12 protein-coding genes and 1 tRNA gene are annotated in these 11,765 nt (G+C 64.0%); 10 read left to right on the plus strand and 3 right to left on the minus strand.

Features of this window, described 5'->3' with window-relative positions:
* Positions 1-122: 122 nt before the first annotated feature.
* On the minus strand, positions 123-1,292 hold the full coding sequence (gene pobA, locus JWM94_RS06540; protein ID WP_299423870.1) for a 4-hydroxybenzoate 3-monooxygenase: 1,170 nt from the start codon (positions 1,290-1,292) through the stop codon (positions 123-125).
* Between the two features lie 543 nt (positions 1,293-1,835).
* Between pobA and JWM94_RS06545 the strand changes: the two genes are divergently transcribed.
* From JWM94_RS06545 to JWM94_RS06555, 3 genes are read left to right on the plus strand one after another with little or no spacing between them, the layout of a single operon-like run.
* Positions 1,836-2,336, plus strand: coding sequence for a DUF3489 domain-containing protein (locus JWM94_RS06545; RefSeq protein WP_299423874.1), 501 nt, complete (start codon positions 1,836-1,838; stop codon positions 2,334-2,336).
* 11 nt (positions 2,337-2,347) lie between these two features.
* Positions 2,348-2,752: a DUF2924 domain-containing protein gene (locus JWM94_RS06550; RefSeq protein WP_299423878.1), complete on the plus strand. Its 405-nt coding sequence runs from the start codon at positions 2,348-2,350 to the stop codon at positions 2,750-2,752.
* Positions 2,749-3,858, plus strand: a complete 1,110-nt coding sequence (locus JWM94_RS06555) for a recombinase family protein (RefSeq protein ID WP_299423880.1) — start codon at positions 2,749-2,751, stop codon at positions 3,856-3,858. The genes JWM94_RS06550 and JWM94_RS06555 overlap by 4 nt, the downstream gene beginning before the upstream one ends.
* Positions 3,859-3,933: 75 nt before the next feature.
* Here the strand turns inward: JWM94_RS06555 and JWM94_RS06560 are convergent.
* Positions 3,934-4,021 (minus strand) — tRNA-Ser (locus JWM94_RS06560).
* 112 nt (positions 4,022-4,133) lie between these two features.
* Here JWM94_RS06560 and hspQ point away from each other — a divergent pair.
* Complete coding sequence (gene hspQ, locus JWM94_RS06565) at positions 4,134-4,514, plus strand: heat shock protein HspQ (RefSeq protein WP_299423881.1); 381 nt, start codon at positions 4,134-4,136, stop codon at positions 4,512-4,514.
* A 226-nt stretch (positions 4,515-4,740) separates the two neighbouring features.
* Here hspQ and JWM94_RS06570 read toward each other — a convergent pair whose 3' ends face one another.
* The gene (locus tag JWM94_RS06570) at positions 4,741-7,488 is read right to left on the minus strand and encodes a TonB-dependent receptor (protein ID WP_299423883.1); all 2,748 of its coding nucleotides are present in this window, start codon (positions 7,486-7,488) and stop codon (positions 4,741-4,743) included.
* A 276-nt stretch (positions 7,489-7,764) separates the two neighbouring features.
* On the opposite strand from JWM94_RS06570, the gene rplU reads away from it, so the two are divergent.
* From rplU to JWM94_RS06600, 6 genes are all read left to right on the plus strand, one after another.
* Entirely contained in the window at positions 7,765-8,235 is a 471-nt protein-coding gene (rplU, locus tag JWM94_RS06575; protein WP_299423888.1) for a 50S ribosomal protein L21, read from the plus strand.
* 6 nt (positions 8,236-8,241) lie between these two features.
* Positions 8,242-8,511, plus strand: a complete 270-nt coding sequence (rpmA, locus tag JWM94_RS06580; RefSeq protein ID WP_299423891.1) for a 50S ribosomal protein L27 — start codon at positions 8,242-8,244, stop codon at positions 8,509-8,511.
* Between the two features lie 166 nt (positions 8,512-8,677).
* Complete coding sequence (locus tag JWM94_RS06585) at positions 8,678-9,223, plus strand: GNAT family N-acetyltransferase (protein ID WP_299423895.1); 546 nt, start codon at positions 8,678-8,680, stop codon at positions 9,221-9,223.
* Between the two features lie 76 nt (positions 9,224-9,299).
* The gene (locus tag JWM94_RS06590) at positions 9,300-9,902 is read left to right on the plus strand and encodes a TetR/AcrR family transcriptional regulator (RefSeq protein WP_299423899.1); all 603 of its coding nucleotides are present in this window, start codon (positions 9,300-9,302) and stop codon (positions 9,900-9,902) included.
* A 108-nt stretch (positions 9,903-10,010) separates the two neighbouring features.
* Positions 10,011-11,054: a GTPase ObgE gene (gene obgE, locus JWM94_RS06595; RefSeq protein WP_299423903.1), complete on the plus strand. Its 1,044-nt coding sequence runs from the start codon at positions 10,011-10,013 to the stop codon at positions 11,052-11,054.
* Positions 11,055-11,097: 43 nt separating this feature from the next.
* Positions 11,098-11,712, plus strand: coding sequence for a DUF1275 family protein (locus JWM94_RS06600; RefSeq protein WP_299423908.1), 615 nt, complete (start codon positions 11,098-11,100; stop codon positions 11,710-11,712).
* The last annotated feature ends 53 nt before the right edge of the window (positions 11,713-11,765 follow it).

Consider the following 11,765-nt stretch of genomic DNA (forward strand, 5'->3'; position numbering starts at 1 on the left):
GCTTGCCGCGACAATGAGGATTGGCCGGCCCCAAGACAAATTGGATTGGCTGGCGCTATTGATTGCTCCGGCGAATTGCAGGCCCGCGAGTGATGGTCATTCGGGCTCGCCCCAGCGGCGACCTAGAGGGGAAGCCCCACATAATTTTCGGCGATCGCGGTCTGCATCGCTTCCGATTCCGCCAAATAGTCGAGTTCCGCCATTTGCATCCGGCGCTCGAACGCACCGTCGTCGGGGAAGCGGTGCATCAGCCGGGTCAGCGACCAGCTGAACCGTTCGGCCTTCCAGATCCGCGCCAGCGCTTTCGCCTCATACTTCTCGAGCAACCGTTCGTCGTCGTGCCTGTAATGGGCGATTAGCGCGTCGGCCAGATAAGTGACATCCGATGCGGCAAGGTTGAGCCCTTTGGCGCCGGTAGGCGGCACAATGTGCGCGGCGTCGCCGGCGAGGAACAGGCGACCGTGGCGCATCGTGTCGCAGACATAGGATCGAAGCGGCGCGATTGATATTTCCAGCGCGGGTCCACGAGCGACCGGGCGGCTGGCGAGTGGCGCGAAGCGAGACGCGAGTTCGTCCCAGATTCGATCTTCGGGCCAATCCTCGACCCGCTCCGTCAGTGGTACCTGGATGTAATATCGGCTCCGCGTCGGCGAGCGCATCGACGCTAGTGCGAAGCCGCGATCGCTGTTCGAATAGATCAGCTCGTCATGACACGGCGGCACGTTGGCAAGAATACCCAGCCAGCCGAACGGGTATTCGCGTTCGAACTCGCGCACGTAGGCGGCGGGGATCGATTTGCGGCTAGGGCCGTGAAAGCCGTCGCAGCCCGCGATGAAGTCGCAATCGATCCGCTTCGAGACGCCGTCCTTTTCATAGGTCACCTGCGGCGCGGCGTCGTCGATGCCATGGAGCGCGACTTGCTTCGCCTCGAACACAATATCCAGCGCCCGTTCCGGCGCGGCGGCGATTAAGTCGCGAGTCACCTCGGTCTGACCGTAGATGGTGACGTGGCGGCCGATCAGCTTCTTTAGGTCGACGCGGATCATTGTATTGCCGGTGGCGATATTGAACCCATGTTCGACCATCCCCTCGGAGTTCAAGCGCTCGTCGATTCCCAGCCGATGGAGCAAGTCGGTTGTGACGGTCTCGAGCACGCCGGCCCGGATGCGGCTTTCGACGTAGTCGCGCGACTGGCGTTCGAGGATGACGCAGCCCACGCCCTCGGCGCGCAACAGGTGCCCGAGCAGCAGTCCAGCCGGACCCGCGCCGATGATCGCGACCTGGGTCTTCATACCGGTGTTTTAGCAATCCGCGTGAGTGGGTCCGTATGAATCGAGGCCGAAGCCGCACCTCCGAGCACAGAGAATCTTAGCTCACTATCCATCCGACTTCGCTCGCGAACGAAGCGTCCAGCAAATCACGAATTGAGCGCGATCGGCCCCTTGGGCGTATCGTTGTTCTGCCGCTTCACCGATCGGCTGCGGCTCGATTGCCACGTCCATGCTCCTCTCTCCGCTCGTCCGTTGACGCCGTCGCTCGGCTTTGCCGCGACAATGAGGATTGGCCGGCGCCAAGACAAATTGGATTGGCTGGAGCTATTGATTGCTCCAGCGAATTGCAGGCCCGCGAGTAATGGTCACTCGGCCGATGCCGCAACTCCGAGCATGAAGAATCCTAGCTCACAATCCATTCGACTTCACTCGCCAACAGAGCGACATCGCGATCAGCCAACGAGTCGTAGCCAAGCGCTAGGCTGCCCCGCCGATGACATCGTCCGGGGCTGAGGCTGGTGGGAGCGGCATATTGCCGCTCTCCTCGAACGAGGAACCACCACCATGCCTAAGCTCAATGATACACAGCTCATCCTGCTGTCGACCGCATCGCGTCAGCCAGACGGCAGTTTCTACCCCCTGCCCGAAACGCTGGGGGGCGGGGGTGATCGAGTAACCCAGGCGATCGCCGCCCTCGTCAAGCGCGGGCTTGCGGCGGAGGGCGAAACGCTCGACGCGGCTCAGGTGCAACGTGTCGACCACGACATCCGATACGGCATGTTCGTCACCGACGCCGGAATGGAGGCGTTGGATGCGGGCGATCACGATGCAGGACCGGTAACGACGCCGCCAACGCCCGCGCCCGCCAGCACGTCAAAGACTAGCGCTGTTCTCGCACTGCTCGAGCGCAGCGATGGCGCGACGATGACCGAGCTCATTGGGGCGACCGGCTGGTTGCCGCACACGACGCGCGCCGCACTAACCGGATTGCGGAAGAAAGGTCATGCGATCGAACGCGGCAAGCGGGATAGCGACACCTGTTATCGCATCTCGGCTGCCGCGTAATGGCGCCGGATATGAACGCCCGCCTCGCCGCCGTATCGATGATGACGCCCGCACAGTTGAAGGACGAGTGGCAGGGGGTCACCAAGACCCCCTGCCCTCGCCTGTCACGAAAATTGTTGAGCCTCGCCTTGGCTTGGGAAATCCAGGCCAAGGCGTTCGGCGGACTGTCGCGTCAGACACAGCAAAAGCTGGCGCAGCTCGCCGATGGCAAGACCCGCACGACCTCAGTGTCGGCTGGCATGCAATTCGCCCGCGAATGGCAAGGTAAGGTCTACGTTGTCACGACCGGTGATGACAATGTGGTCCGTTGGAATGACCGCGACTATCGCTCACTGAGCGAGGTCGCACGCGCGATTACAGGCACCCGCTGGTCGGGCCCTGCCTTCTTCGGCCTCAAGCGAAAGCTGGCCGCATGAAACAGGTCCGCTGCGCGATCTATACCCGCAAATCGAGCGAAGAGGGACTCGAGCAGGATTTCAATTCGCTCGACGCCCAACGCGAGTCATGCGCCGCCTACATCTTGAGCCAAGCGAGCGAAGGCTGGGTCGAGCTGCCGGACCGCTACGATGATGGCGGGCTGTCCGGCGGGACGCTCGACCGCCCTGCCCTCAAGCGCCTCCTCGCCAATGTCGCTGCCGGCAGCATTGATATAATCGTCGTCTACAAGGTTGATCGCCTGACCCGGTCGTTGCTCGACTTCTCGAGGCTGGTCGAGGCGTTCGACAAGGCAGGCACCTCATTCGTGTCGGTCACACAGTCGTTCAACACCACAACCAGCATGGGCCGGCTGACCCTCAACATGCTGCTGTCGTTCGCGCAGTTCGAGCGCGAGGTCACCGCGGAGCGCATCCGCGACAAGATTGCCGCCAGCAAGGCCAAGGGCATGTGGATGGGTGGCTCGCCGCCGATGGGGTACAAACCAAAGGGCCGCACCCTCGAGATCATCGAGGAGGATGCGGCGCTCGTGCGCAATATCTTCAAACGCTATTGCGAGCTCGGAAACGCGTGGTTCGTCGCCAAATCGCTGGCGGGCGACGGAATCCTGACCCCCAGGCGTGTGTCGGCGAAAGGCAATGACTATGGCGGCCGCCCGTTCTCGCGCGGCCATATCTACCTGATATTGAACAACCCGCTCTACGTCGGTCTGATCAAGCACAAGGATCGCACCTACGCCGGCATGCATAAGCGGATCGTCGATCAAGAGACTTGGGACAAAACGCGGCGGATCATGGCAGCGAATTTACAGGGCGGGCCGCGCACGCGCAGGCCGCGCCTAAGTCCGTGCATTATGCGCCAGGGAATGCCGAGTGGGGCCGAAGGCTCATTCGGGAGATGCCCCTCGCCGAATGCGCCGCTCTTCGCGAGAATTCCCTGCAGATTCCCTGCTAAGCACGGAATTAGGGCCGGGGATGCTTGCGAAGGCGACCAACGTTTCGAGAACGGTACTGCCGCCGAACGGCGCAGAGAAATCCGGCGCGAAATGCGGATGAGAGCGTCAATTGTGGCTCTCTGCGGTACCTAAAGGGAGTGTGAAGGGCGCGAGTTTGCGCCAAAAACTCCCTAAGCTCGCTATGTAGCGAAGTCGCATGTGACTGCTTGGCGGAGAGGGTGGGATTCGAACCCACGGTACCTTGCGGCACAACGGTTTTCGAGACCGTCCCAATCGACCACTCTGGCACCTCTCCGCGACGGCAGGTCCACCGCTAGGGCGGGTCGAAGGCGGCGCGTCTAACGTACAAGTTTCGCGCCCGCAACCCGCGCGCTTGTGCGAGGCCGACAAAACTCTACATTGTGGCCATGACCGGTACCGACCCCCATGATCTGCGATCCGATGCCGGCGTTCCGATGCCGCCGATCGCTACTGCGAACTTTTCGATCGGCGATGTCGTGCGCCACCGCGTGTTCGACATTCGCGGGGTGATTTTCGACGTCGATCCGGTCTTCGCCAACAGCGAGGAATGGTACGAATCGATCCCGGAATCGATCCGCCCGCGAAAGGACCAGCCTTTCTACCATCTGCTCGCCGAGAATACCGAGTCGAGCTACGTCGCCTATGTCAGCCAGCAGAATCTGCTCCATGACGACAGCGACGAGCCGGTCGAGCACCCCGCGATCGACGGGCTGTTCAGCGGGCTGGTCGATGGGCGGTACAACTTGCGTCGCGAGCATAAGCACTGAGCGGACGGCTTGCGATTGTGCAAGCAATCGCAAGACTCGTCACGGCGGGCAGCGGTCGAGCGTAGCTCGTCCGTCTGACGACGTGACGTCCCGCCAATAGGAAAGGGCCGCAAAGCCCCTTCCTTTCCTCCAGATTACCGCCACGCCGTCGGACGAGGCCGTACGCGACCTCGGCGCCTGCCGTGGAGAATCCTCGGATTGTTGACGCAATCCAAGGCTGCCTGCGTCAGAATTGCGTGGTGAACCGCCCGTACAGGAACCGCCCGTTGAACCCGAACGGCGAAAAGCCGCTATACGGAATATACTGGTTCGAGATCGGATATTGCCCACCGACGCTGGCCGGACGGTTCCCGCGCGGGAAACCGGTCGGATAGATATCGAACAAATTGTTTGCCCCGAGCGCGAAGGTCGCATGCTCCTTGAAGGTGAAACGCACTTCGAGATCGGTGATCCATTTCGGCTTGAGGAACAGATCGTCGGGGCCGTAATCGGTCAGGCTGAGCGGATTGACGATCGGCGCCGAGGCGCCGGGCGCGATAACCTTGCCGTACCGCGTCGTCTTGGCCGAAATGCCGAACGCGCCGAGCGTGCCGTCCGCGCTCAACACAACCTTGTCCTTGGGTTGGCCGTTGGTGAAGCGAATGCCCTCGACGCGCCCGAACAGGATCAGGTTGGGAATCTGCGCGAGCGGCCCGAGCGCGGCTATGCGGCGGTCGATCGAGTTGCTGTTATGGTTGTACGCCGCCGACAGCGACCAATTGCCGAACCCTGCGACGTTGAACCGATAGGTGCCGACGACGTCGATGCCCTGGGTCGTCGTGTCGAGGCCGTTGATGAAGAATCGCGCCGCGCCGACCGACTGGTAGCCGTTGGCGTCGAGGATCGCCTTGACTGCGGCGTTGACCGCCGCCGTCCCGCTACCCGCCGCACCGAGATTCTCGGTCAGCACGATCCGGTCCTTGATCTCGATATGGTAGTAATCGACGGTGAGGTTGAAGCCGCGGAACGGGTTGGCGGTCGCGCCGACCGAAAAGTTGAGCGACTTTTCAGGCTTGAGCGGCTTCGACCCGAGCGCGATGGCGACCGGACTCGACACCGGCAAGGTCGAGATGTCGACCGGCAGCCCGGCGATGAAGTTGGTCGACGTGGTCGTGAAGAATTGCTGGTGCAGCGACGGCGCGCGGAAGCCGTTTGACACCGATCCGCGGATCGCAAATCCTTTGACGAACTCGTACCGCGCCGCCAGCTTGCCGTTCCAGGTCTCGCCGAAATCGCTGAAATGCTCGTAACGGCCCGCAGCCTGGACGCTGAACCCGTCGACGATATCGGTGTCGAGCTCGACATAGCCGGCATAACTGTTGCGGCTGGCGTTGGTCGCCGCCGAAGCGGGGAAGCCGGGGAAGCCCTGTGCGCCGGCTGCCGCGCCGCGGCCCGGGAACGAGCACACGCTGGTGCCCGCATTATAAACGCCGCCCAGGGTCGTGCAGTTGGCCGCGGTGGTGGTCTGCGACGCCATGAAATACGGGCCCGTGGCGTAGGATTGCACTTCGCCGGGCCGGATCTTGAAGTTTTCATCGCGATACTCGGCGCCGAACGCCAGGGTTAACGGCTTGGCGAACCCGAGGTCGAACTCCTTGCTGAGATCGAGGTTAGCGGTCAGCTGGCCGAATTCGAGCCCGCCCGAATCGAACGAATTCTTGCTGAGCGGCCCGTAGGACGTGTTGAGCGTGTTCTCGGTCCGGTAATCGAAGCGGTTGTTGCCGTAGACGACCGACAGGTCGCTCTTGAGCCCGGCCAAGTCGCCCTTGACCCCGACGGCGATCGAATAATCGCGCAGTTTGGAGGCGATGAACGGCAGGAAGCCGTCCGGACGCAGCGCCACGAAATTGGCCGCGGTCGGCGTGGTCGACGGCGTGATCGTCGAGAAATCGCGGTTGGCGGCGGCGGATGCCTGGCGATAGTTTGCCGCCGAGCGGCCATTGCGCCGCGAATAGGAGCCGAACGCGTACAGTTCGAAATTGCCGATCGGCATGCCGGCATTGACGAACAGGTTGTAGTCCTCGGTCCGCGGATCGCCGAATTCGAAGTTGAGACGGTTGAACGTCGCTTCGCGCGGGTCGAACGCCGCAGTCGGGCGATTATAGTTCGGACGCGTGTCGTATCCTGCGCGATTGGTATTGTCGCGGTCGCGATATTCGCCGGTAATGTTGACGAAGCCCTGGCCGATCGGCAGGCCGACGTTCATCCCGATCGTCCACAGATCGCCGTCGTTGCGCTTCGCCTCGCCGCCAAAGGTCGCGGCCAGATAGCGCGTGTCGTTGGGGTCGAGCCCGAGCGCGACCGAAGTGAGACTGGGCACACCGTCGAGCGTGGTAACGTACTTGCCGTAGCTTACCGACGCCTTGCCGCCGTGGTTCGCCTTCTTGAGCTGGATGTTGATGACGCCCGCGATCGCGTCCGACCCGTATTGCGAGGCCGCGCCATCGCGCAGCACCTCGACACGATCGATGGCGAGCGCCGGAATGCTGTTGAGATCGACTGCCGCCGATCCGCGCCCGACGGTGCCGTTGACGTTGATCAGCGCGGTCACGTGACGACGCTTGCCGTTGACCAGGACCAGCGTCTGGTCGGGGGCCAGCCCGCGCAGCGATGCGGGCCGGATCACGTCCGTGCCGTCGGCGATCGACGGCTGCGGAAAGTTGAACGACGGGACCAACGTGTTCAGGATCTTGGCCGTCTCACCCAGGCCCGAATTGCTGAGCTGAGCCGACGAGATGACGTCGATCGGCACGGCACTGTCGGCGACGGTGCGATTCGCGGCACGTGTGCCCGTGACGATAATGTCTTTTTCCGGCGCATCGCTCGCTTGCGGATCGGCCGCTTGCGGCTTGGCCGGCGCGTCCTGCGCGACAGCGGGCGTCGCCAGCGCGATCGCCGACACGGTGAATAACGATGTGATAATTGCGCGACGCATGGCCGATTCCCCATTTGACATGTTTTATGGCGGCGTCGGGCCCTCTCCTCCCTCAACCGTTACGGCGACTGTATGCGGTCACGTAAATGTAACAACAAAGTTATGCTGCGGCCGCACAATACGCATATTTGGTGTGGCGGACGGGCAACACGCTTTTCGAAGGTGTCGCGGGCGCCTCGGCGGTTGACAGCGCGGCGCCCTTTGCCTAGTTGGCCCGTCTTTCCCAGGCAGGCTTACGCTTGCCGGGGTTCGTTTATTTGAAAAGTGATGAGGGCCATGTTCGCAGTCGTGCGCACGGGCGGCAAGCAGTATCGCGTTGCCGCCGGAGACAAGATCGTCGTCGAGAAGATCGACGGTGAAGCCGGGGCGTCGATCACGCTCGGCGACGTCCTGCTCGCGGGCGAAGGCTCCGAGCTGAAATCGGTCGCCGGCCTGACCGTCGCCGCCGAGATCATCGCGCAAGCGAAGGCCGACAAGGTCATCGTCTTCAAGAAGCGCCGCCGTCAGAACTATCGCCGCAAGAACGGCCACCGCCAGAACCACACGATCCTGCGGATCGTGGCGATCGGCGCCGAAAAGAAGGCTGCAGCGCCGAAGAAGGCCGAAGAGCCCAAGGCCGAAGCCGCGCCGAAGGTAGAGACCAAGGCCGCCGCGCCCAAGAAGGCTGCTGCGCCCAAGACCGAAACTGCGGCTCCGGCCGCCAAGACCCCGGCGAAGAAGCCGGCGGCCAAGAAGACCGCGGAGTAAGTCGAGATGGCACATAAGAAAGCAGGCGGTTCGTCGCGCAACGGTCGTGATTCGGCCGGTCGTCGCCTCGGCGTCAAGAAGTTCGGTGGCGAAGCCGCCGTCGCGGGCAACATCCTGGTGCGTCAGCGCGGGACCAAATTCTACGCGGGCCGCAACGTGGGCATGGGCAAGGACCATACGCTGTTCGCGCTCGTCGATGGCCGCGTGACCTTCCACGACGGCAAGCTTGGCCGAAAGTTCTGTTCGGTCGACATGCCGGCGATTGCGGCCGAATAACATCGGGTGACCAACCGGGTTGCCCACCAGGGCGATCCGGGGTTTCGATGCGAAATCCGAAAAGGGAGACGGGTCGCCCCGGCTCCCTTTTTTCATGCTCCCCCCACTTGTCGTCGCGCGACCGTCACATCGACGTGCGAGCGCCGCAACGATCGCGGAGAGTGAGATGTTCGCACGGACCAAGAGACTGACATTGCGCCCCGGCTGGCCCGAGGACGCCCTGGTGCTGACCAAAGCGATCGCGCATGAGGACGTCGCGTTCAAGCTGTCGCGCCTGCCGTGGCCCTATACCGAGGCGCATGCCGCCGAGTGGCTGGCGATGCCGCGCGCGCATGACAACGTGACGTGTCTGATCCTCGCGCACGAGGACACGACGCCGCGGCTGGTCGGCGCGGTCGGGATCCATCCCAACGAGCACGGGCCGGGGCACGAAATCGGCTATTGGCTGACCCCCAATGCCTGGGGCCGTGGCTATGCCACCGAGGCAGGGCAGGCGATGCTCGGCATCGCACGTTACGCGATGGGCCTGCGGCGGCTGGTGTCGGGGCATTTCCTCGACAACCCGGCGTCGGGCAACGTGTTGCGCAAGCTCGGCTTTCGGCAGACCGGCACCGAAAAGCGGCTGTGCCTGGCGCGCGGGATCGAGGTCGATTGCGCGACGCTCGAGCTCGATTTCGAGCCCGAAGAACCGCGAATGTGCATCGCGGCGTAATCTTGCCGTCGCCGCCCGATAGCACGCGGGCGGCGGCGGATTGATTTCGCGCGATAAACCGCCGACAGACTCCAGCATGTCCGTCACTCCCCTCCCCGTTCGCCGCCGCCTCTCCCCGGAGGAGTCGCGCGACGCGGCGCTCGATGCCGCGCGCGCGCTGCTGGTCGAGTTCGGCCCCCAAGCGGTGACGCTGAAGGCGGTCGCGGCGCGGATCGGGCGGACGCACGCCAACCTGCTCCACCATTTCGGCTCGGCCGCGGGGCTGCAGCAAGCGCTGATCGGGCGGATGGCGGCGTTCATCACCACGACGATCAAGGAAACCGTGATCCGCCAGCGCGCCGGCGATCAGAACCCGCGCGAAGTCGTCGACCTGGCGTTCGACGCGTTCGACACCGGCGGCGCGGGGGCGCTGGCGAGCTGGATGATCCTGTCGGGCAACGAGGATGCGCTCGACCCGATTCTCAAGGCGATCCACGACCTGGTCGAAGAATTGAGCGAGGATCATTCGAAGGACGAACTGCCGATCGAGGACGAAACGCTCCAGCTCGTCATCATGGCGCTCGGCGATGCGCTGTTCGGTGCGCCGCTGACGCGCGTGCTGGGACTGCCGCGCGAGCGGGCGCGGGAGCTCGCGTTGCAGTCGTTGATCGCGGGCGGCGCGGGGCGGCAGCAAAAGTGATGATGCGGACCCGGCGTGGCAAAGCCACGCCGTCGGTCGGAGCGCTGCTCCGCCGGCCGGGCGGCCGCTGAGTCGCTTTAGCTGCGCTAAAGCGCTACGCGGCTCGCCATGCACTTCCTCGACCAAGCAAAAATCTACGCCTGTTCCGGCTCGGGCGGCCCCGGCGCCGTCAGTTTCCGGCGCGAAAAGTTCATTGAATATGGCGGTCCCGACGGCGGCAATGGCGGCAAGGGTGGCGACATCATCTTCGAGAGCGTCGCCGGGCTGAATACGCTGATCGACTTTCGCTATACCCAGCATTTCCGCGCGCCGCGCGGCAAGGGCGGGTCGGGCAGCAACCGCACCGGCGCGGGCGGCGACGATCTGGTCATCAAGGTACCGGTCGGCACCCAAGTCCTGTCCGAGGACAAGCAAGACGTGCTGCTCGACTTCACCAAGCCCGGCGAGCGCGTCGTGTTCCTGCGGGGCGGCGACGGCGGGCGCGGCAATGCCAGCTACAAGACATCGACCAACCGCACCCCGCGCCAGCACGGCACCGGCTGGCCCGAGCAGGAAGCGTGGCTGTGGCTGCGGCTCAAATTGCTCGCCGACGCGGGGCTTGTCGGGCTGCCCAATGCCGGCAAGTCGACCTTCATCAACCAGGTGACGAACGCGCAGGCCAAGGTCGGCGAATATGCCTTCACCACCACCCGCCCGCAATTGGGCGTGGTGCGCCACCACCAGCGCGAGTTCGTCGTCGCCGACATCCCCGGCTTGATCAAGGGCGCCGCCGAGGGCGCGGGAATCGGCGACCGCTTCCTCGGGCATATCGAGCGCTGCCAGGTGCTGCTCCACCTGGTCGATGCGAACGACAAGTACGTCGCCGAAAGCTATCGCATCGTCCGCGACGAGTTGGAGAATTACGGCGCGGGCCTGACCGACAAGAAGGTCGTCGTCGCGCTCAACAAGATCGACACGCTCGACGACGAACTGATCGCCGCACTGTCGGGCGAGCTGGAAGAAGCTAGCGGGGCGGAGGTCATCCCGATCTCAGGCGCAGCCGGGACCGGCGTGGACTGGGTGCTCGACAAACTACTCGACGCGATCGGCGACCACGCCAAGGTCAGCGCCGACGACCAAGGCGAGGACGCGATCGAATGGTCGCCGATCTAATCCGCGGCCGACCACAATAGTCAGGCTGGACGTCCGAACGCGATTGATCGCCGTCGCGTTGTCGAGCCTCGCCGGGTTCGCCGACGCGCTCGGCTTCCTCGCTTCCGGCGGCTTCTTCGTCTCTTTCATGAGCGGCAACTCGACCCGGCTGGGAGTAGGGCTGGCTTTCGCGCCGAGGCTCGCGGCCATCGCGGCTTCGCTTATCCTCGCGTTCGTGCTCGGCGTGACGGTGGCAAGCTTGCTGCGGCGTGCGGTCCCGGCCCGGCGCGCGGCGGTCACCGTGTTGTTGGCGGCGGTCACGCTGACGTTGGCGGCGGTCGTCCATCGTATCGCCCCGCCGCTGGTCACGCTCGCCCTGATCGCGGCGGCGATGGGCGCGGAAAACGTCGCCTTTGCCATCGGCGGCGATGTGATCGGCCTCACCTATATGACCGGCACGTTGGTCAAGATCGGGCAACGGATCGCGACCGCGCTTACAGGGGGCGACCCGTGGGGCTGGCTCCTTTACGCCTTGCTGTGGACCAGCTTGATCAGCGGCGGCGTGCTCGGCGCGCTTGCTTACCAGCTGCTCGCACTCGATGCGTTGTGGGTCGCGGCCGCGCTGACCGCGTCGCTGGCTCTCATACTCTGGCGCCTCTCGACGTCGAGCCAATGGTGAACGGGCAAAGCAATCCCATTGGTGGATGGCAGCACTCGCGCTAACGGTCCGCG

The sequence above is a fragment of the Sphingomonas bacterium genome, from assembly GCF_028289855.1.
Lineage (GTDB): Bacteria > Pseudomonadota > Alphaproteobacteria > Sphingomonadales > Sphingomonadaceae > Sphingomonas.